This is a genomic window from Paraburkholderia sp. 35.1, from assembly GCF_050436525.1.
GTDB lineage: Bacteria > Pseudomonadota > Gammaproteobacteria > Burkholderiales > Burkholderiaceae > Paraburkholderia > Paraburkholderia tuberum.
In genome coordinates this window covers 2,374,382-2,395,878 of record NZ_JBNDMJ010000003.1, presented here as the reverse complement: position 1 = coordinate 2,395,878, position 21,497 = coordinate 2,374,382, and the positions used below count along the sequence as shown (strand labels likewise).

At 65.0% G+C, this 21,497-nt stretch carries 16 protein-coding genes; 6 read left to right on the top strand and 10 right to left on the bottom strand.

What is annotated here, in order from left to right:
* Positions 1 to 3: 3 nt before the first annotated feature.
* Entirely contained in the window at positions 4 to 1,368 is a 1,365-nt protein-coding gene (locus OKW27_RS31185) for a peptidylprolyl isomerase (RefSeq protein ID WP_429335743.1), read from the bottom strand.
* A gap of 65 nt (positions 1,369 to 1,433) precedes the next feature.
* Complete coding sequence (locus OKW27_RS31180) at positions 1,434 to 3,806, bottom strand: LPS-assembly protein LptD (protein WP_090805589.1); 2,373 nt, start codon at positions 3,804 to 3,806, stop codon at positions 1,434 to 1,436.
* 224 nt (positions 3,807 to 4,030) lie between these two features.
* Here OKW27_RS31180 and OKW27_RS31175 point away from each other — a divergent pair, with 224 nt between their 5' ends.
* On the top strand, positions 4,031 to 5,098 hold the full coding sequence (locus OKW27_RS31175) for an aminoglycoside phosphotransferase family protein (RefSeq protein WP_429335742.1): 1,068 nt from the start codon (positions 4,031 to 4,033) through the stop codon (positions 5,096 to 5,098).
* A 3-nt stretch (positions 5,099 to 5,101) separates the two neighbouring features.
* Entirely contained in the window at positions 5,102 to 5,815 is a 714-nt protein-coding gene (gene murU, locus OKW27_RS31170) for an N-acetylmuramate alpha-1-phosphate uridylyltransferase MurU (protein ID WP_429335741.1), read from the top strand.
* Between the two features lie 3 nt (positions 5,816 to 5,818).
* On the opposite strand, the gene OKW27_RS31165 is transcribed toward murU, so the two are convergent.
* Positions 5,819 to 7,717, bottom strand: coding sequence for an ABCB family ABC transporter ATP-binding protein/permease (locus OKW27_RS31165; RefSeq protein ID WP_429335740.1), 1,899 nt, complete (start codon positions 7,715 to 7,717; stop codon positions 5,819 to 5,821).
* Between the two features lie 206 nt (positions 7,718 to 7,923).
* Between OKW27_RS31165 and OKW27_RS31160 the strand changes: the two genes are divergently transcribed.
* Positions 7,924 to 8,319 carry an acyl-CoA thioesterase gene (locus OKW27_RS31160; protein ID WP_429335739.1) on the top strand — a complete coding sequence of 132 codons (396 nt, stop codon included), beginning with the start codon at positions 7,924 to 7,926 and terminating at the stop codon, positions 8,317 to 8,319.
* Between the two features lie 122 nt (positions 8,320 to 8,441).
* Positions 8,442 to 9,053, top strand: a complete 612-nt coding sequence (locus OKW27_RS31155; protein ID WP_429335738.1) for a glutathione S-transferase family protein — start codon at positions 8,442 to 8,444, stop codon at positions 9,051 to 9,053.
* A gap of 61 nt (positions 9,054 to 9,114) precedes the next feature.
* On the opposite strand, the gene OKW27_RS31150 is transcribed toward OKW27_RS31155, so the two are convergent.
* Complete coding sequence (locus OKW27_RS31150; RefSeq protein ID WP_429335737.1) at positions 9,115 to 12,315, bottom strand: sensor domain-containing protein; 3,201 nt, start codon at positions 12,313 to 12,315, stop codon at positions 9,115 to 9,117.
* Between OKW27_RS31150 and OKW27_RS31145 the strand changes: the two genes are divergently transcribed.
* Complete coding sequence (locus OKW27_RS31145) at positions 12,314 to 12,463, top strand: hypothetical protein (protein WP_429335736.1); 150 nt, start codon at positions 12,314 to 12,316, stop codon at positions 12,461 to 12,463. The two genes, OKW27_RS31150 and OKW27_RS31145, sit on opposite strands and share 2 nt — an antisense overlap.
* Before the next feature lie 77 nt (positions 12,464 to 12,540).
* On the opposite strand, the gene OKW27_RS31140 is transcribed toward OKW27_RS31145, so the two are convergent.
* Positions 12,541 to 13,017, bottom strand: a complete 477-nt coding sequence (locus tag OKW27_RS31140) for a nitrate reductase associated protein (protein ID WP_429335735.1) — start codon at positions 13,015 to 13,017, stop codon at positions 12,541 to 12,543.
* Between the two features lie 158 nt (positions 13,018 to 13,175).
* Between OKW27_RS31140 and fdhD the strand changes: the two genes are divergently transcribed.
* Entirely contained in the window at positions 13,176 to 14,060 is an 885-nt protein-coding gene (fdhD, locus tag OKW27_RS31135; protein WP_429335734.1) for a formate dehydrogenase accessory sulfurtransferase FdhD, read from the top strand.
* 67 nt (positions 14,061 to 14,127) lie between these two features.
* On the opposite strand, the gene OKW27_RS31130 is transcribed toward fdhD, so the two are convergent.
* The 5 genes from OKW27_RS31130 to OKW27_RS31110 all read right to left on the bottom strand — a co-directional run bounded on the left by OKW27_RS31130 (position 14,128) and on the right by OKW27_RS31110 (position 21,296).
* Positions 14,128 to 14,898 carry an enoyl-CoA hydratase gene (locus tag OKW27_RS31130; protein WP_429336609.1) on the bottom strand — a complete coding sequence of 257 codons (771 nt, stop codon included), beginning with the start codon at positions 14,896 to 14,898 and terminating at the stop codon, positions 14,128 to 14,130.
* A 117-nt stretch (positions 14,899 to 15,015) separates the two neighbouring features.
* On the bottom strand, positions 15,016 to 16,215 hold the full coding sequence (locus tag OKW27_RS31125) for an acetyl-CoA C-acyltransferase (protein WP_184062394.1): 1,200 nt from the start codon (positions 16,213 to 16,215) through the stop codon (positions 15,016 to 15,018).
* A gap of 74 nt (positions 16,216 to 16,289) precedes the next feature.
* Complete coding sequence (locus OKW27_RS31120) at positions 16,290 to 18,725, bottom strand: 3-hydroxyacyl-CoA dehydrogenase/enoyl-CoA hydratase family protein (protein WP_429335733.1); 2,436 nt, start codon at positions 18,723 to 18,725, stop codon at positions 16,290 to 16,292.
* 85 nt (positions 18,726 to 18,810) lie between these two features.
* The gene (locus tag OKW27_RS31115; RefSeq protein ID WP_090803012.1) at positions 18,811 to 20,598 is read right to left on the bottom strand and encodes an acyl-CoA dehydrogenase C-terminal domain-containing protein; all 1,788 of its coding nucleotides are present in this window, start codon (positions 20,596 to 20,598) and stop codon (positions 18,811 to 18,813) included.
* 98 nt (positions 20,599 to 20,696) lie between these two features.
* Entirely contained in the window at positions 20,697 to 21,296 is a 600-nt protein-coding gene (locus OKW27_RS31110; protein ID WP_090803011.1) for a TetR/AcrR family transcriptional regulator, read from the bottom strand.
* Between the last annotated feature and the right edge of the window lie 201 nt (positions 21,297 to 21,497).

The window sequence follows — 21,497 nt, the reverse complement described above, 5'->3', positions numbered from 1 at the left end:
CTGTTATTGCACGTTCGCCGTGGCCGGCTTCACTTCGACGTACGCGGTATCGCGCAGCTCGCGCAGCCAGTCGGCATATGCCTGTTCCGCCTTGCGCTGGCCGATGGCCTGACGCGCGAGATCCATCTGCTGCGCAATCGAGCCTTGCGCATCGCGGCGGCCGAGCACCTGAATCAGGTGGTAGCCGTATTCGCTGCGCACCGGTTCGCTGATCTGACCGTCCTGCAGCGAGTTCATTGCGCGCTCGAACTCGGGCACCGTCTCGCCCGGGCTGACCCAGCCGAGGTCACCGCCTTGCGACGCCGAGCCGTCCTGCGAGTAGGTGCGCGCGAACTTCGCGAAGTCGCCGCCGGCGGCGATCTGGTTGCGGATGTCGAGCAGCTTCTGGCGTGCCTGCGGTTCGGACTGACCGTCGCCGACGCGCAGCAGAATATGGCGCACGTGCGTCTGCACGAGCTTCGGCGCGTCCGCGCTGGTGCCCTGGCCGGCACGGCGCTCGACCAGACGCACGATCTCGAAGCCGTCGTTGGTGCGGATCAGATCCGGATCGATCTCGCCCGGACGCAGTGCCGACGCGGCCTTCACGAACTCGGGCGGCAGCTTCGACGGCGCGAGGAAGCCGAGATCGCCGCCGTTCTTCGACGCGTCCGGCGCCTGCGAATTGGCTTTCGCAAGCTTTTCGAAATTCGCGCCGCCCTTCGCTTCGGCGAGCAGAGCCGCGGCCTTCTTCTGCGCCGCCTCGATGTCGGTCTCCGAGGCGTTGAGCGGCGCCTTCACGAAAATGTGCTGCATGTGCAGGTCGTTCGTCTGGCCGGCGCCCGGACCGCGCTGGCTGGCGATATAGTTCGCGACCTCGGCGTCCGTCACCGTGATCTTGCTATCCACTTCCTTCTCGCGCAGACGCGACAGCGTCAGCTCCGTGCGCGCGTCGCTCGTGAAAGTGGTCCAGGGCACGCCTTGCGCCTCGATGCGCGCGCGGTACATGGCCAGCGACATGTTGTTCGCCTGCGCGAGACGCTCGAGCGTGCGCTGCACGGCCGCGTCGTCGACGGTGATGCCGTCTTCCTTGGCCTTCTGCAGCTGGATGCGCTCGAGCACCATCTGCGTGAGCACCTGCTGGCGCAACTGGTCCGTCGGCGGCACCGGAGCGTTCTGCTGGTTCAGCCGGTGCGCGATCAGACCGACCCGCTCGTCGAGCTCGCGCTGCGTGATGACACCGTTGTTGACCACTGCGGCGATGGTGTCCACCGTCTGGCCGCTATTGCCGGCCAATGCCTGCGCCTGTACCGACGCGACTGGAAGGAAGGACGCCGCGGCGACGAGACCCGCCGCGAGTATTGCCAAGCGAAGCTGTTTCATGATTGCCACAGATACTCCAATGATGTCGGGCGCTTCGCCCGTCTTTTCGCAAGCCGTGAATGACCGGGCGAGCGTCATTCGTAGTTGGTGAACCGCGACTCCGGCGGTGGCGGTGGCGGCAACGGCATGTAGCCGGCCACACTGCTGCGGAACGCGGTCATCAGCCCGTTGTCGACGCTCGACAAGCCCTTGAACGTCAACTGCGCCAGAAACCGTGTGCTCGACTGATTCTGTCCCGACGAGTTCAGGCCGTTCGCGTAGCGCTGGATGCCGGCGCCGAGCGTCCAGCAGTCCGCGTCGTATTGCAGGCCGACCAGGCCGTCGACGACACGGTGGCCACCCAGATCGTAGTTGAACCGGCCGACACCGTACATCCGGTGCGTCAGCGGCCATTGGCCCGAAATCAGCACCTGATTGATCGGCTGGTTGTCGAGCGTGGTGTTGGCGCGCGTGTAGCGGTACGCGACGTTGACGACCTTGCCGCTCGCCGGACTGAACCCGAAGCCGACACTCGTCTTCGTGAGCTGGTTATTGTCCGCATTATATTGGAACGCCGTTTCCGAAGCGAAACCGGCGCCCAGCTTGATCGACGCTCCCGCGATCAGGTCCGAGTGCGTGGCCTGGGTACTGGTCTGGGTCGGCGTCAGCGTAACGCGCTGATCCCGGAAGTAATACTGCTGCGCGATCACGAAGCGCGCGCGCTCGTCGCCGGTGGACGGGTTGATGAAGCGCGTGGTGAGACCGGCGGTCAGGCGGTTCGCATCGGCGATCCGGTCGTTACCGACGAACGTATTCGGCGTGAAGATTTCCGCGAGACCGAAGTCGGATTCGGCGGTATCGAACAGCGGCGCGTTGTTCTGATTGCGGTACGGCGTGTACACGTAGTACAGGCGCGGCTCCAGCGTCTGAATATAGTCCGCGCCGAAAATGCGCACCGAGCGCTCGAACGTCAGTCCCGTGTCGAACGTGAAGGTCGGAATCGACTCGGTGAAATTCTTCTGCGCCCCCGGCACGTTCGCCAGATCGGTGCCGATGTTGTTCAGGTTGTACGACGCAAAGTGCCACTGCACCTTCGGCGTGACGAAGTAGCCCGGCCCCACCACCGAATACGACAGGTACGGGTTGAACAGCACCCGCTGGCCTTCGCTCAGATCCGCGGTGGTGATGCGGAAGTTCGTGTAGTCGGCTTCGGCACCGAAATCGAAGCCGCCGATGTTGTACTTCGCGTACTTGACGTTCAACTGCGGCTGGCGGCCGTACGGCGCGACCGACGGCTCCAGCGTCTGCCAGTGCTGCTCGCGCGCGAGCACGGACCACGGTCCGTTGTTGTAGGTCAACCCGGCTTCCTGCTGATACAGGAGCTGGGTGCCGTTCATGAACTGGTTGACCGACGACGACAGGTCTTCCGGATAGGTGTTGTCCGAAACCTTGTTGTAATAGATGTAGCCGCCGAAGCCGTTACCGAAATTCTGGTTGTGCTGGATGTACAGCGCGTAGCGGTTGGTCTTCGTCAGGCGATCGTCGGGCAGAAATTCACCGGTGATCGACCCGGAATACGTCGGCGACAGATAGCGGAACGTGCTCTGCAACTGCACACCGCGCTTCGAGATCAGACGCGGCGTGACCGTCAGATCGCGATTCGGCGCGATGTTGAAGTAATACGGCACCGACAGCTCGAAACCGTTCGTCGAGCTCAGCGAGAACGTGGGCGGCAACAGGCCGCTGCGCCGATCGCCCGACAGCGGGAACGACAGCCATGGCGACGCGAACACCGGCACGCCCTGGAAGAACAGCACGCTGTTGTAGGCGACGCCTTCGTCGGCGCCGGTGTCGAAATCGAACTCGCTGCCCTTGATGTACCAGGCCGGATTGTCCGTGCACGCGCAGGCCGTGTAGGTGCCCTTCGTGAACACGGAGCGCTCGGCGTCGAGCAGGTCGACGCGCTGCGCGCTGCCCGAGCCGCCCGTCAGCGTGAAGTGGTACTTCGGCGCGGTCATGAAGCCTTCGGTCGAATCGACGCGCAGATGCGCTTCGGGTCCGATGAAGGTATTGCCGGTATTGATCACGTGGACATTGCCGTACGCATCGGCCATGTCCGTGTCCTGATCGTAGTGCAGGGCGTCGGCCTTGATCACGGATGTGTTGTGCCGCACTTCCGCCGAGCCCTTGGCGGCCAGATCCTGGTCGATCGTGCCGCTCGCGTGGTCGCCGAGCACGAAGGTGGCCGGCCGCTGGCCCGTTTGCAACGGATGATCCTCGAGCTGCGGCGCAAGCTGCATGCCCCACGGCGGGTAGACCGCCTGCGGTTGCGCAGCTTCCCCCACCAGCTGGGCGTGCGCAAGCGCGGGCATCAGGCCCGGAACGGCGATCAGCGCCGCGACGAGCCGCCTTTTGCGCGGCACTACTGCACAGGAAGGAGTGGTATCGGAAAGCTGTCTGGGCGGCATGTATCGTTTGGCGAGTCGACCCGTGCGCAAGCTTCCGTCGTCACGATCCACCGCCTGCACACCGCGACCGGAAGAGTCGGCTGCACGTCTGGATTCCCAATTTGCCGAGTAATAAGGCGGGCGGTGAAACGGAGCACGCGAAAGCTGGCGTGTGAGTCGCGTCAAAAAAGTCGTGGGGTATTATATGGCAAGACGTTGTCCCCAAGAATTTGCCGCCGCTTTTCATGACGCTGCCTTCCACCCAAGATTTCACCGACACCCGTCTCTCCCTGCTCAAGGCCTGGCTGCAAAGCCACGCGGCGCGCCATGCGCTCGAGCCCGACACCCTCGTTCCGGCCTCGTCCGACGCCAGTTTCCGCCGTTATTTCCGGCTCGCCGGTAAGGCGGCGCAAGGCAACGGCGCGGCCACGCTGATCGCCGTCGACGCGCCACCGCCCGAAAAATGCCGCGAATTCGCACAGATCGCGCAATTGCTCGCCGCCGCCGGCGTGCACGTGCCGCGCGTGCTCGAGGTCGACTTCGACGCGGGCTTCATGCTCGTCACCGATCTCGGCACCGCGTCGTATCTGGGCGCGCTGACCGACGCGCAGGCCGCGGGCGACACGCGCGCGGCTCGCGCGCTGATGCGCGACGCGCTCGACGCGCTGATCCGCTGGCAGCTCAGCTCGCGCGAAGACGTGCTGCCGCCCTTCGACGAAGCGTTCCTGCACCGCGAGATGGAACTGATGCCCGAGTGGTTCATCGGCCGGCACCTTGGCCGCGAGGTCGATGCCGCCACGCGCGCGCTGCTCGATCGCACGTTCGCGCTGCTGATCGCGAGCGCGCGCGCGCAGCCGCAAAGCTTCATGCTGCGCGATTTCATGCCGCGCAATCTGATGATCGCCGAGCCGAACCCAGGCGTGCTCGACTTCCAGGACGCGGTGTACGGGCCGATCACGTACGACGTCGTGTCGCTGCTGCGCGACGCGTTCCTCAGCTGGGACGAGGAGTTCGAGCTCGACTGCTTCGCGTACTACTGGGAGCGCGCCAAAAAAGCCGGCCTGCCGGTCGATGCCGATTTCGGCGAGTTCTACCGCCAGCTCGAATGGATGGGGCTGCAGCGGCACATCAAGGTGCTCGGCCTGTTCTGCCGCATCAACTACCGCGACGGCAAGGCGCATTACATGAACGACCTGCCGCGCTTCATCGGCTATGCACGCAAGGTGGCGGAGCGTTACACGCCGCTGCGCGGGTTCGCGAAACTGCTCGACGACCTCGACGGCCGCGCGCAGGAAATCGGCTACACCTTCTGACCGATGACGATGTCCGTAAAGAAAGCGATGATTTTCGCCGCGGGCCGCGGCGAGCGCATGCGTCCGTTGACCGACGCCTGCCCGAAGCCCTTGCTCGAAGTGGGCGGCAAGCCGCTGATCGTATGGCAGATCGAACGGCTCGCGCGGGCCGGCATCCGTAGCATCGTGATCAATCATGCGTGGCTCGGCGCGCAGCTCGAAGCCGCGCTCGGCGACGGTTCGCGCTGGCAGGTCGAGCTGCGCTATTCGCCCGAGCACGAGGCGCTGGAGACCGCGGGCGGCATCGCGCAGGCGCTGCCGCTACTGACCGACGAGGGCGCGGATCAGTTGTTCGTCGCGGTGGCCGGAGACGTGTACACCGAGTACGACTACGCCGCGCTGCACGCGCACGCCGGCCGGCTGAAGGCGCTGCCCGAGCCCGGCATGCATCTGGTGATGGTGCCGAACCCGGCGTTTCACCCGAACGGCGACTTTGGTCTCGTCGATGGCGTGCTGTCGCTCGACGCGCAGCCGCGCCTCACGTTCGGCAGTTTCGGTCTGTACGACACGCGCATGTTCCGCGATCTGCCGCGCGGCACGCGGCGCGCGCTGAGCCCGTATTACCGCGCGACCATCGCGCGTGGGCTCGCGAGCGGCGAGCTGTACGAAGGCTTGTGGGAGAACATCGGCACCCAGGCGCAGCTGGAAGCGCTCGATCGGCTGCTGCGCGCGCGCTGAGCTTTACTTCGCCGGGCTCTCACCTGCCCCGACTGCTTCCGCTCTTTCCACCGCATCCGTGGTGTGCGCGGCGCGCTGCTGCAGCGCCCACATCTGCGCGAACAAACCGTTCGCGCGCAACAGCTCCGCGTGCGTGCCGCGCTCGACGATGCGCCCTTTGTCCATCACGATGATCTGCTGCGCGTGCACGACCGTCGACAGCCGGTGCGCGATGATCAGCGTCGTGCGTTCGCGCGCGATCAGGTCGAGCTCATGCTGGATCGCGCGCTCGGAGCGTGAATCGAGCGCGGACGTCGCTTCGTCGAACAACAGGATCGGCGGATTCTTGAGTATGGTCCGCGCGATCGCGACGCGCTGCTTTTCGCCGCCGGACAGCTTGAGCCCGCGCTCGCCGACCGGCGTGTCGTAGCCCTTCGGCAGACTCTCGATGAACTCGTGGATATGCGCGGCGCGCGCCGCCGCGATCACTTCGTCGCGCGTCGCCGACGGCCGACCGTACGCGATGTTGTAGTAGATCGAGTCGTTGAACAGCACCGTGTCCTGCGGCACGATGCCGATCGACGCGCGCAGCGAATCCTGCGTGACGTCGCGAATATCCTGCCCGTCGATGCGGATCGCGCCGCCCGTCGCGCGGTCGAGATCGTAGAAGCGGAACAGCAGCCGCGCGAGCGTCGACTTGCCCGAGCCGCTGTGGCCGACCACCGCCGTCGTCGTGCCGGCCGCGATCGTGAAGCTCACGCCGTGCAGAATCTGCCGCGAAGGCTCGTACGCGAAGCTCACGTCGTCGAAGCGCACCTGCGCGCCGCTCACTTGCAAAGCCACCGCATTGGGCGCGTCGGGTACTTCCCGCGGTGCGCCGAGCAGCGAGAACATGCGGTCCATGTCGGTCAGGCTCTGCTTCAGCTCGCGATAGACCACGCCGAGAAAATTCAACGGAATATACAGCTGCAGCATGAACGTGTTGATCAGCACCAGGTCGCCGAGCGTCAGACGCCCGGCCATCACGCCCTGGGTCGCGCGCCACAGGATGAACACGAGCCCCGTGCCGATGATCGCCTGCTGCCCGAAGTTCAGCGCCGACAGCGAACGCTGCGACTTGATCGCCGCCGCGCGATAGCGCTTCAGGTTCTCGTCGTAGCGGCTCGCTTCCCACTCCTCGTTGCCGAAGTACTTGACGGTCTCGTAGTTGAGCAGCGAGTCGATCGCGCGCGAATTCGCCTTCGAATCGAGCTCGTTCATGGTGCGGCGAAAGTGCGTGCGCCACTCGGTGACCTTCACCGTGAACGCGATGTACACCGCGAGCGCGACGAACGTGACGATCGCGTAATAGGCCTCGTATTTGACGACGAAAAAGCCGAGCACGAGACCGACTTCGACGAGGGTCGGCAGGATGCTGTACAGCGAATAGGAAATCAGCTGCGTGATGCCGCGCGTGCCGCGTTCGATATCGCGCGACATGCCGCCCGTCTGCCGCTCCAGATGAAAGCGCAGCGACAGTCCGTGCAGATGGCGGAATACTTTCAGCGCGAGTTGGCGCACCGCGCTTTCCGTGACTTTCGAAAACAGGATTTCGCGCAGCTCGGTGAAAAACGAAGTGGACAGCCGCGCCACCGCATACGCGACCACCAGCAAGCCGACGCCGCCGAGCAGCACGATGCCGGGCGCGTCCTGCGCGCGGCCGAGCGCGGTCAGATGCCGGACCGACGCGAGACTGTCGACGATGCGCTTCATCACGATCGGCACGCCGAGGTTCGCGACCTTCGCGCCGATCAGGCAGCTGAGCGCGAAGCCGACTCGCCATTTGTAGGTGGCAAGGTATGGCAGCAGCGACAGGATCGTTTGCCAGTCGTTGCGGGGTGCGGTGGAAATCGGCGAGGGTTCGGACGAAGGAGCGCGGCGCATAAATCGTGGGGAGAGTGTGGAGCTGCCGGAGTTCGCAGCGGCGCGCGGCTCGCGCGCTTCGCTGGGTGCTTTCCCGTACAATTCCTGATCTTTCTATTGTCGCAGAAGCCGACTGGCGGCGCTTTGCATGGCCTACTGTCGAACTGGCCCAGCCATTGCGTCAATGCGCGTCAATACACTCGAACACGTTTCCCAAGGATGTCCCGATGACCGATCTTCTTCAACTTCCGTCCAAGCCGTGCGCGCTGCGCGTCATGCCGCAGCCGTCGGACGCGAACATTCATGGCGACGTGTTCGGCGGCTGGATCATGGCGCAGGTCGACATCGCCGGCTCGATTCCGGCAAGCCGTCGCGCGAATGGGCGGGTCGCGACGATCGCGGTTAATTCTTTCCTGTTCAAGCAACCGGTGTTCGTCGGCGATCTGCTGAGCTTTTACGCGGATATCGTGAAGACCGGCAATACGTCGGTGACAGTGTCGGTCGAGGTCTACGCGCAGCGGTTGAGGCTCTCGCAGGAAGTCGTCAAGGTCACGGAAGCGATCCTCACCTACGTCGCCACCGACAGCGACCGCCGTCCGCGCGTGCTGCCCGCGCTGGACTGAGCCGGCGAGGATGCTTAAGCTAGCGATTCCACGCGTCACGCGCCGCGCCACCGCTAGCCGTTCCAGCCGATCAGCGCACGAGGCCCGGGACGCCCCATAGTCGCTCTTCTCATGGAAACGAGATGAAACTGATCGGTATGCTCGACTCGCCCTACGTGCGGCGCGTCGCCATCTGCATGAAGCTGCTCGCGCTCGACTTCGAACACGAGTCGATTTCGGTTTTCCGCACCTACGACCAGTTCGCGAAGATCAACCCGGTCGTCAAGGCGCCGACGCTCGTCGCCGACAACGGCGCGATCCTGATGGACTCGACGGTGATCCTGCAGTATCTGGCAACGCTCGTCGGCCCCACCCCGCTGTTCCCGACGCAAGCCGACGCGGCGTTGCGCGCCGCGCGTCTGACGGGCCTCGCGCTCGCCGCGTGCGAAAAGAGCGTGCAGATCGTCTACGAGCGCAATCTGCGGCCTCAGGAGAAGCAGCATGAACCGTGGGTCGAACGCGTGCGCGCGCAACTGCTCGCCGCCTATGCCGAACTCGAACGCGAGTTGGGCGAAGGGCCGCTGCCCGACACGCAGCAGCAGTTCAGCGCGGCGGACGTGGCCGTCGCCGTAGCTTGGCAGTTCACGCACATGATGCTGCCGGAGGCGGTCAGCAAGGCCGATCATCCGCGGCTCGAGAAGTTTTCCGCGTTCGCGGAAAGCCTGCCGGTGTTCAAGGACACGCCGGCTCAGTGAGCAGCGTTGGACGCGGCACGCGGCGACACGCGGCGACACCCGTCGCCGCGTCACGCTCCCCTCACGCCGGCTCCAGCTCCGGCACCAACCCGCCGTGCAGCAGTTCGGAAATCGCTTCCGTCGATAGCGGCTTCGCGAAATAGAAGCCCTGCATTTCGTCGCACGCGCGTGCCTTCAGGAAGTCGAGTTGCGCCGACGTTTCCACGCCCTCGGCGATCACCTGCAACTTCAGCGAATGAGCGAGCGCGATGATCGCCGACGTGATCGTCTCATCGTCGCCCGATACGCCGATATCCGACACGAACGAGCGGTCGATCTTCAAGCGGTCCACCGGGAAGCGCTTCAGATAGCTGAGGCTCGAATAGCCGGTGCCGAAGTCGTCGATCGCGAGACCGATGCCGAGCGCGTGCAGTTCGTTGAGCATCGACACCGCTTCTTCCGCGTTGCGCATGATCGTGCTTTCGGTCAGCTCGAGTTCGAGGTACTTCGGTTCGAGTCCGGTCTCGTCGAGCACCTGCATCACGAGCTTCGCGATGTCACGCTGCTGGAACACCCGCGCCGACAGATTCACCGACACGCGCGCCGGCGGCAAGCCCTGATCCTGCCACGCCTTGTTCTGCCGGCACGCCTCGCGCAGCACCCACTCCGACAGCGGCCCGATCAGCCCGCTTTCCTCGGCGAGCGGAATGAACGACGACGGCAGCACGAGCCCGACCTCGGGATCGTGCCAGCGCACCAGCGCCTCGATGCCGACGATCTGTCCGCTGCCGATATCGACTTGCGGCTGATAGTGCAGCAGGAACTCGTTGTCGCGCAGCGCGCGGCGCAGGCGTCGTTCGAGATTCAGGCGCGCGCCCGCGCTCGCGTTCATCTCCGGCTGATAGAACTGGAACGTGTTGCGCCCCATGTCCTTCGCGCGATACATCGCGACGTCGGCCTTCTTCATCAGCGTTTCGGCATCCTCGCCGTCCTGCGGGAACAGGCTCGCGCCCATGCTGCAGCCGACGTACAGCTCGGTGCCGTCGAGCCACACCGGCTCGGCGATCGACGCGCGCACGCGCTCCATCCACGTGATCAGCGATTGCTCGTCGACGGTGTCGGTCATCACGATCACGAACTCGTCGCCGCCGTGACGCGCAACCGTGTCGCTGGTGCGCGAGCAGCGCGCGAGCCGTTCGGCGACCACCCCGAGCAGCCGGTCGCCGACGCTATGGCCGAGGCTGTCGTTGACGTTCTTGAAGCCGTCGAGATCGAGGAACACGACCGCGACGCCCGAATGATGCCGCTGCGCGACGACGAGCGCATGTTCGAGCCGGTCGCGCAGCAGGTTGCGGTTCGGCAGCCGCGTAAGGCCGTCGTAGTTGGCCTGGTATTCGAGCTGCTCCTGATAGCGGATCAGCTCGGTCACGTCGTTGATGACGCCGATATGATGGGTGATCACGCCTTCCGCGTTCGGCACCGGCGCGATGAACAGCTGATTCCAGAACAGCGCGCCGTCCTTGCGATAGTTGCGCACCACCGCGCTGACCTCGCGATTCGCCGCGAGCGCCTCGCGGATCAACGCGACGCCTTCCTGGTCACGGTCGTCGCGTTGCAGCACGCGGCAGTCGTGGCCGATCACCTCGGCGGGATCGTAGCCGGTGATGCGCATGAACGCCGGATTCACGTATTCGATCAGATTTCCCGACGGCGACGGCGCGGTGATCAGGATCGCGTTGACGCTCGCGTCGAGCGCCCGGCTTTGCAGACGCAGCGCGAGATCGGCGCGCTTGCGCTCGGTGATGTCGGTGTACGAGCCGAGCACGCCGATCACCTGACCGCCGCCGTCAGTGAACGGCAGCTTGCTCGTGACCGTCGTGCGGTGCAAGCCGTCGATCACGAAGTCGACCTCGAAGTTCATCTTGGGCACGCCGGTGCTCACGACTTCGCGATCGTGCTCGGTCAACAGGTCGGCGAACGCGCGCCACGCCAGGTCGGCGTCGCTCTTGCCGACCACCTGTTCGGGATACGCGAGCCCCGCATCGCGCGCGAACGCCATGTTGCAGCCGAGATAGCGCGAGTTCAGGTCCTTCCAGAAGATGCGCTGCGGAATGTTGTCGATCACCGCTTCGAGCATCTGATTCGAACGCTGCGCTTCGGCTTCGGCGTTGATCTGGTCGGTCACGTCGTCCGCCAGCACGAACGAGGCGTCGCGGCCCATGAAGTTCAGTGCGTGATAGGACACGTTGACGCTGAGGATCGAGCCGTCCTTGCGCCGATGCCGCCAGATGCCCGCCATCGTGTGGCTCTGGCGGAGGTCGGCGCTACGCTGCAGGTGCGTCTCCAGGCGGCCGATTTCCGAGTTCGGGCGGATCGCGCGGATCGTCATGCCGAGAAACTCGTCTTCCGTGTAGCCGTATTGCTGGATCGCGGCCTTGTTGACGGCGAGAAAGCACAGCGTGTCGCGATCGAAGATGTACATCGGCACGGTGTGATCGTCGAACAGGCTGCGAAAACGCTCGTCGTTGCGCACCAGCGCGCGGGCGCTGCGCAGTTTTTCGCGCGCGCTGTTCTCGCGCACGCCGAACGTGAGGAACAGCAGCACGCTGCCGGTGAGCATCGTCACGAGCAGCACGAACATCGCGCGCTCGCTGTCGCTCGCCGATGCCGCGAGCGAGGTCTGCAACGAGCGGTTTTCCTCGCTGCGCAACGTGGCGAGCGCGGCTTCGACACGCTCTAGCGCGGGGGCAAGATGCGAGTTCGACGGCGCAGGGTCGAGGGATGCCTCGAATGGCGCGTCGAGGGGGGCCGCCCCCGGTGCTTCGGTCGATGCCGCGTGCGCCACGCCCGACGCCGCCCCCGACGCCGCGCTTGCCGCTCCGGGCAGGTCACTCGCATGGTTGCGCAGCGTGTCCTCGAGATCGTGCTGCAACGCGTGCCGCGCCGCGCTCAGGCTGGCAAGCGCCCCCGACATGTACGGCTCGCTCGCGAGCTCCTCGCGCAGTGATTGCTCGCGGCTCGCGAGTGTGTTCGTCATCGAAGCGGCCGCGTCGGGCGGCACCGGCTTGCCCGATTCTTTCAGGCGGTGCAGAGCGGCGAGCGCGTTATCGAGCGCGGCGTGATACGCATCGAGGTTCTGGCGCACGCTGGTCGAGCGCGCGAGGCGCGCATCGGCGTCGCGCTGCCCGCGAATCTGCGTGTACGCGACGAACGCGTTTGCACCGACCGCGACGACCACGACCACAATATTGATCAGCAGTCGCTTCGATAGAAAAGGATTCATGGATTCCGAACGTCAATCGTTCCGAGGGCGGGAGAGCGCGCTCGCTGCCGGTGCGTCGGGCCGCATCGATGCAAGTCTTTTACGCGCCATCCTTTGGATATCGGCAGCGATCGGAAGCGGGTTGAGGGTCGGCGTGAAAAAAATCTGATGATTTGGGGGAAGGCTGCGAGTTGGTGGGGGCGCCTGGCTGGGGGCGGCTGACCGGCCGCACCTAGCCGGCCGCGCCTAGCCGGCCGCTTCAAATTCCTTCATCGCCGGGACGAAATCGTGGCTCGCCTCGGGCTTGCGCGACAGCTTCGCGAGCACATAGCGCTTGAAAGGATCGAGCTCGGCCCAGCGCGCGACGCTCGGCGCGGCGAGACCGGCCAGCCCCGCCTGATGCGCGACACCGTCGGGCACGCTGTCGGTTTGACGCCAGGCCGGCGACTCCTCCGGCGTGAACCACTCCGGTTCGACGTTCGCGTGCGTGCGCAGCATCTCGAACAGCGCGTGATCGAAATTCGGTTCGATCTGCGTGTCGTCTTCGACCGGGAAACGCGCGAGCAGCTTGCGATCTTCGAGCGGCAGTTGCTGCCACTGCGCGAGCGTGATGCGCAGCCCGAAACGGTCGAGATTGAAGCGCACCGACATCGGGATATAAGTGAAATTCTCCGAAGACGCGACCTCGAAGTCGAACAGAAGCGGTGCTTCGTTGAGTCCCATGTCAGTGCTCCTTGTCGGTGGCGGACAGCGTGCGGGCGTCGCTTGAGGTATTTTAGAACCTTATTCGCGCGACGGCGCCCCGCGCGGCGGCCGCCGCGAAGCATACGGCGAGCCCGGCGCACCCTTTGACGCGCGGCATGGTACAGGAGTGAAGCAGCTTGAACGGACAGCAAAACGGGCGCCAAACCGGGCGGGCGGACGGCCAGCCCCACGCCCTCGACAGCGACGAACAACCCGGCGCGGTGCAACTCGAAGTGCGCCGCCATCGCGGCGCGGCGGTTGAAACCGCCACCGATCACGTCGGCCAGGAGTGGCCGGTCGCGCTCGTGTTCAACGGCATCTCGCACGCGGTGATGATGTGCACGCCGCGCGATCTCGAAGCGTTCGCGGTCGGCTTCGCGATTTCGGAGGGGATCGTCGAGCGCGGCAGCGACATTCAGGACATCGAGGTCGAATTGCACGGGCACGGCGAGCTGCCGCATGCCGAGGTGCAATTGCAGGTCGTGCAGCAGGCGTTCGCCGGTTTGAAGGAAAAGCGCCGCGCGCTCGCCGGGCGCACCGGCTGCGGCGTGTGCGGCATCGAAAGCATCGATCTGCTGGATCTGAAACCGCAGCGTGTACCCGACACTGGCTTCTTGCAGCGGCTCGCGCCCGATGCGATCGCACGCGCCGCGCGCGCGCTGCCCGAGCACCAGGCGCTCACTCGTTTGACGGGCGGCCTCCACGCGGCCGCGTGGTGTGATTCGCAAGGCGCGATTCACTCTGCGTTCGAGGACGTCGGCCGCCACAACGCGCTCGACAAGCTGATCGGCCAGCTCGTGCTCGACCGCGCCGATACGCGCGACGGTTTCGTGTTTCTGTCGAGCCGCGCGAGCTACGAGCTGGTGCGCAAGGCCGCGCGCGTCGACGTGCCGATGGTCGCGACGATCTCGGCGCCGTCGTCGCTCGCGATTGCGATCGCGCGTGAGGCGGGCGTGCGGCTCGTGAGCTTCTGCCGCGAAGGCAGCTACGTCGATTACGACACGTGGCAGCAGCAAGCTTGAGCGATTGAAGCGGCGCAGCGACGATTCACGGCTAACCCACCCGAAGCTCGCCTGCGTCGCACACCCCTCAGTCGAACCGCCGGAAATCCGGCTTGCGCTTCTCGAAGAACGCCTTGAACGCCTCGCGCGCTTCGGGCGCAAGCAGCATCTTGCCGAAATGCACGGCTTCCTCGGTCATCTGCGTCTGCAGTTCCTGCTGGCTCGCGCGCTTCATCAGGCTCTTCGTCACGCGCAACGACGACGCCGGCAGCGCCGCCAGCTTCGCGGCCTGCGACGCCGCGAACCCGTCGACTTCGCCCGCCGGCAGCACGCGATTCACGAAGCCCATGCGGTGCGCTTCGGCCGCGTCGAACGCCTCGCCGAGCAGCAGTTTTTCCGCCGCCGCCTGGTAACCGGCCACGCGCTGCAGCAACAGGCTCGACGCTGCTTCCGGGCACAGCCCGAGCTGCGTGAACGGCAGCGAAAAGCTCGCGGTGTCGGCCGCGTAGACCAGATCGCAATGCAGCAGCAACGTCGTGCCGACGCCGACCGCCGGCCCCGCGACCGCCGCCACCACCGGTTTTTCCGCCGAACATAGCGCGCGCAGGAACTGGAACACCGGCGGGGTTTCGCCAACCGGCGGCGACTTCATGAAGTCCTCGAGATCGTTGCCCGCGCTGAATATGCCCGCGCTGCCGCGAATCAGGATCGCGCGCACCGACGCGTCGCCCTGCGCGTCTACGAGCGCGTCGGCCATCGTCTGATACATCGCGGCCGTGAACGCGTTTTTCCTGCCGGGCCGGTTGAAGCTGATGGTCAGCACCGCATCGGCGCGCTCGACCAGAATATCCGTCGTCATCCCGTTCATCTCCTTGTGCTCCTGCTGAATGTAAAAACGGTTCGCAAGCCGCGCGGCCTGCGAACCGTTGCGCGATCCCTGGTGGATCACAGAAGGATCCCCCGTTCGATCAGCGGCTCACAGACGCTCGATGATGCCCGCCGCGCCCATGCCGGTACCGACGCACATCGTCACCATGCCGTACTTGTAGTTGCGGCGGCGCAGGCCGTGCACCACGGTCGCCGCACGAATCGCGCCGGTCGCGCCGAGCGGATGGCCCAGTGCGATCGCGCCGCCGAGCGGGTTGATCTTCGACGTATCGAGGCCGAGGTCCTGGATCACCGCGAGCGACTGCGCGGCAAACGCCTCGTTCAGCTCGATCCAGTCGAGGTCGTCCTGCTTCAGGCCCGCGGCTTTCAGCGCGGCCGGAATCGCTTCCTTCGGGCCGATGCCCATGATTTCCGGCGGCACGCCGCGCACCGCGAAGCTGACGAAGCGCGCGAGCGGCGTCAGGTTGAACTGCTTGAGGATTTTTTCCGACACGACGATCAACGCGCCCGCGCCGTCCGACGTCTGCGAGCTGTTGCCGGCCGTGACCGAGCCTTTGTTCGCGAACACCGCGCGCAGCTTCGCGAGGCCCTCCATCGACGTGTCCGCGCGCGGACCTTCGTCGAGCGACACCTCGCGCGTTTTCACGTTGATCTCGCCGGTCGCGAGATCGGGCACGCGATCGACGATCGTGTACGCGGCGATTTCGTCGTTGAATTCGCCGGCTTGCTGCGCGGCGAACGCGCGGCGGTGCGATTCGACCGAGAACGCATCCTGCGCTTCGCGGCTGATCTTCCAGCGCTCGGCGACTTTCTCCGCGGTCAGGCCCATGCCGTACGCGATGCCGACGTCTTCGTTGCGATCGAAGATATGCGGCGACAGCGACGGCTTATTGCCCATCATCGGCACCATGCTCATCGATTCGCAGCCGCCCGCGATCATCGCATCCGCCTCGCCGACGCGGATGCGGTCCGCGGCCATCGCGAGCGCGGTCAGACCCGACGCGCAGAAGCGGTTCACCGTGACGCCGCCGACCGTGTTCGGCAGACCTGCCAGCAGCGCGCCGATCCGTGCGACGTTCAGGCCCTGCTCCGCTTCCGGAATCGCGCAACCGACGATCGCGTCTTCGATCACGCCGGTGTCGAGGCCGGGCACCTGAGCGACGGCCGACCTGATCGCGTGAACCAGCAGCTCATCCGGACGTGTGTTCCTGAACATGCCGCGCGGCGCCTTGCCGATCGGCGTACGGCTCGCGGCGACGATGTATGCGTCTTGCAATTGCTTTGCCATTTGGGAATCTCCTTTGTCGACCAGAGTTGGCCAAAGCTCTTACTCTGGTCCCATGCACATTGTGCGGTCGCCGCTTAGTTGCGCACCGGCTTGCCGGTCTGCAGCATGCCCATGATCCGTTCCTGCGTCTTCTGCGTGCCGAGCAGTTCGACGAACGCGCGACGCTCGAGTTGCAGCAGCCATTCTTCGTCGACGAGGCTGCCCGCTTCGACGTCGCCGCCGCACACCGCTTCCGCGATGCGGCTCGCGATCAGGAAATCGTGCTCGCTGATGAAGCGGCCGTCGCGCATGTTGACGAGCGACGCCTTGATCGTCGAGATCGCCGAGCGGCCCGCGACCGGCACCTGGGTCGCGCGCAGCGGCGCACGGTAGCCCGCCGCGGCGAGCGCGCGCGCTTCCTTCTTCGCGACGTCGAGCAGTTCGAACACGTTGAAGACGATCGTGTCGGAAGGCTTCAGGTAGCCCATCGCGCGGGCGTCGAGCGCGGAGGCCGACACCTTCGCCATCGCCGCGTTCTCGAACGGCTTCTGCAGGAACTTCAGCAGATCGTTCGTCGCGCCGACCTGGCTTGCCGCTTCGGCCGCGCGCAGCGCCGCTTCCTTCAGGCCGCCGCCGGCCGGCACGAGACCCACGCCGACTTCGACGAGACCCAGATAGCTCTCGATGTGCGCGACGCGCTTCGCGCTGTGCAGTGCGAGCTCGCAGCCGCCGCCGAGCGCGATGCCCGAGATCGCCGAAATCACCGGCACGTTCGCGTACTTGACGCGCAGCATGCCCTGCTGGAAATTCTTCACGAACGGCTCGATGCCCTTCGCGCCGCCCATCATGAACGCGGGCATCGCTTCTTCGAGGTTCGCGCCCGCCGAGAACGGACCGCCCGGCGTGCCGAGCTTCAGCGATGTGGGCTGCCACACGACGAGGCCCTTGTAGTCCTTCTCGGCCAGTTCGATCGCCTGCGTGAGCCCTTCGATCACCGCCGGTCCGATCGTGTTCATCTTGCTCTTGAACGACACGATCAGCACGTCGTCCTCGCCCGCGCGATCGTCGACCCATGCGCGCACCGCATCGGTCTCGAACAGCGTCTTGCCGTAGGTCTTCGGATCGGCGCCGGTTTCGCCGACGAGCGGCGCGCGGAACACCTGCTTGCGGTACACGTCGAGCGACGAGCGCGGCACGAAGGTCTGCGTGGCCGGGGACCACGAGCCTTCGGCCGTGTGCACGCCGCCCTTCTCGTCAACCGCGCCTTCGAGCACCCACGACGGCAGCGGCACGTTGGCGAGCGCCTTGCCCGCCGCGATGTCTTCCTGCACCCATTCGGCGACCTGCTTCCAGCCGGCCGTCTGCCAGCCTTCGAACGGACCTTCGTTCCAGCCGAAGCCCCAGCGGATCGCGAGATCGACGTCGCGCGCATTGTCGGCGATCGATTCCAGATGCACGGCGATATAGTGATAGACGTCGCGGAAGATCGACCACAGGAACTGCGCCTGCGGGTGCTGCGTTTCGCGCAGCAGCTTCAGACGCTCGGCAGCCGGACGCTTCAGGATGCGGCCGACGAGTTCGTCCGCCTTCCCGCCGCCGTCGATATATGCACCCGTGTTCGGATCGAGCACCTTGATCGCCTTGCCTTCCTTCCTGTAGAAGCCGGCGCCGGTCTTCTGGCCGAGCGCGCCCTTCTTCACCAGTTCGGCGAGCACGGCCGGCGTTTCGTAGACCGGCAGAAACGGATCGTCCGGCAGCGTGTCCTGCATCGTCTTGATCACGTGCGCCATCGTGTCGAGACCGACCACGTCGGCGGTGCGGAACGTCGCCGACTTCGCGCGGCCGAGGCGCGCGCCGGTCAGGTCGTCCACTTCGTCGAAACGCAGGCCGAACTTCGCGGCTTCGGCAATAACCGCAAGGATCGAGAACACGCCGACGCGGTTCGCAATGAAGTTCGGCGTATCTTTCGCGCGCACGACGCCCTTGCCGACCACGCTGGTCAGGAAGGTTTCGAGCTGATCGAGAATTTCCGGACGCGTCGTCGCGGTCGGGATCAGTTCGACCAGATGCATGTAGCGCGGCGGATTGAAGAAGTGCACGCCGCAAAAGCGCGCCTTCAGTTCGTCCGCGAAACCTTCGGACAGTGCGGTGATCGACAGCCCCGACGTGTTGGTCGCGAAAATCGCGTTCGGGCCGATGTGCGGCGCGACCTTCTTGTACAGGTCGTGCTTCCAGTCCATGCGTTCGGCGATCGCTTCGATCACGACGTCGCACTCGGCGAGCTTGTCGATGTCGTCGTCGTAGTTCGCGGGCTGGATGTATTGCGCGTCGTCCTTCACGCCGAACGGCGCCGGCGACAGCTTCTTCAGATTTTCGATCGCCTTCAGCGCGATCCCGTTCTTCGGGCCTTCCCTGGCGGGCAGGTCGAACAGCAGCACGGGCACCTTGGCGTTGATCAGGTGCGCGGCGATCTGCGCGCCCATCACGCCGGCGCCGAGCACGGCTACCTTGCGAATGATCAGATTGCTCACGTCGTTTCTCCGGAGAGTTGTGCGATGGCGCGAAGCGTCAGCCATGCTTCGCGCGATGTGTGTGGCCTCGCTCGATGTGCGAGCGTCAGAACAACGCTTCTTCGACGTCCATCATCGGCTTCGAACCGGCGCGCGCCTGGCGGATCGTCATCGCCGTTTCGGGCAGCAGCTTCGCGAAGTAGAAGCGCGCGGTCGCGAGCTTCGCCTTGTAGAACGGATCGCCCGATACCTCCTTGTCCAGCGCGATACGAGCCATGCGCGCCCAGAAGTACGAGAACACCAGATGGCCGACCGTGCGCAGATACGGCACGGCCGCGGCGCCGACTTCGTCCGGGTTCTGCATCGCCTTCATGCCGATTTCCATCGTCAGTTTCTGCACCTTTTCGCCGATCTCGGCGAGCGGGTTCACGAACTCCTGCATCTCCGGCTTGATGCCTTCGGCTTCGACGAATTCGGCGACGAGCTTGCCGAACTTCTTCATCTTCGCGCCCATGTCGCCGAGCACCTTGCGGCCGAGCAGGTCGAGCGACTGGATGCCGTTGGTGCCTTCATAGATCATGTTGATGCGCGCGTCGCGCACGTACTGCTCCATGCCCCATTCGGCGATGAAGCCGTGGCCGCCGTAGATCTGCATCGCGTGATTGGTGCCTTCGAACGCGTTGTCCGACAGGAACGCCTTCAGGATCGGCGTGAGCAGCGCGACGAGGTCGGCGGCTTCCTTGCGCTGGGCTTCGTCGGCGTGCGACAGCTCCTTGTCGATCTGCAGCGCCGACCAGTACGAGAACGCGCGGCCGGCTTCGGCGTAGGCCTTCTGCGTGAGCAGCATGCGGCGCACGTCCGGATGCACGATGATCGGATCGGCGGCCTTTTCCGGCGCCTTCGGGCCGGTCAGCGAACGCATCTGCAGCCGCTCTTTCGCGTACGTGAGCGAGTTCTGATATGCGACTTCGGTGAGACCGAGGCTCTGCATGCCGACGCCGAGACGCGCTGCGTTCATCATGACGAACATCGCGTTCAGGCCTTTGTTCGGCTCGCCGACCATCCAGCCCTTCGCGTTGTCGAGATTGATCACACAGGTCGCGTTGCCGTGAATGCCCATCTTGTGCTCGATCGCGCCGCACTTCACGCCGTTGCGCTCACCGGGCTCACCCGCTTCGTTCGGCACGAACTTCGGCACGATGAACAGCGAAATCCCCTTGGTGCCCTTCGGCGCATCCGGCAGACGCGCGAGCACGAGGTGAACGATGTTCTCCGCCATGTCATGCTCGCCGCTCGAAATGAAAATCTTCGTGCCGCTGATCGAGTACGAGCCGTCGCCGTTCGGCTCGGCCTTCGTGCGCAGAATGCCGAGGTCGGTGCCGCAATGCGGCTCGGTCAGACACATCGTGCCGGTCCAGACGCCTGCGACGAGCTTCGGCAGATAGCGTTGCTGCAGTTCCGGCGTGCCGTGCGCGTGCAGGCATTCGTACGCGCCGTGCGACAGGCCCGGATACATCGTCCACGCCTGATTCGCCGAGTTCAGCATTTCATAGAGCGCGTTGTTGACGAACGCGGGCAGTCCCTGGCCGCCGAATTCCGGGTCGCAACCGAGCGCCGGCCAGCCGGCTTCGACGTATTGCCGATAGGCCTCCTTGAAGCCCTTCGGCGTGGTCACGACGCCGTCGCCGGCATACGTGCAGCCTTCCTGGTCGCCGCTGTGGTTGAGCGGGAACAGCACTTCGGAGCAGAACTTGCCGGCTTCCTCGAGCACCGCGTTGATCGTGTCGGCGTCGAGTTCGGCGTGCTTCGGCATTTGCCGAAGTTCGGCCTCGACGTTGAGCAGTTCGTGCAACACGAATTGCATGTCGCGCAGCGGCGCGGCGTACTGTCCCATGACTCTCTCTCCCTGGTTTGACAAAAAGCCAGGCCGTTGGCCGGGTCCGTGGTCGGACCTTCTGCGCCGCGCGTTTCCGGTAGATTCCGGCGACGCCGCTAACGGCTTTCGCTTTGATACGAATTAATCAGTTTTTCCAGCGCGGCCCACGTGAGACGCACCGCATCCGGCAAATGCAGAAAGCGCGCGTCGTGATGCAGGCCGAGCGTGACGCTATACAGTTCGAACAGCATCAGCTGCGGGTCGGTATCGGCGCGCAGATGCCCTTCTTCCATCGCTTGCGAGATCGCGCGCGTGAGCGCCGCACGCCACGTCGTCACGCTCGACACCAACTGCTCGCGCACCTGGCTATCCGCGCGGTCGTCGTATTCGACGGCGCCGCTGATGTAGATGCAGCCGGTCGTGACTTCCTGAATGCGTTTCTCGATCCAGCGGGAAATCATCGCGCGCAAGCGCGGCAGACCACGCGGCTCGCGCAGGCTCGGGAAAAACACCTCTTCTTCGAAACGGCGGTGGTATTCGCGCACGACCTCGATCTGCAGATCCTCGCGCGACCCGAAATGCGCGAACACACCGCTCTTGCTCATCTGCATGCGCTCGGCCAGCAGACCAATCGTCAGACCTTCCAGTCCGTCTCGGCCTGCCAGATCGAGTGCTGCGTCGAGAATCGCGGCTCGGGTTTGTTCGCCTTTTCGCATAGCTGTCTTACCGTTCTAATGTGACCGAATTTAAAATCGAACGGCCGTACTATTATTGAGTGCTTGCCGTCCGCGAAACAAGGACTTTATTAGAAACCGGTTTCTAACCGGCTTCTAATTTTGCGGCTTTCGACCATCAGATCAATCAGATTTTTAGAGGCGTTTGCCTTGACTCGATGGTTGCCGATCGGCGCGCGCGTG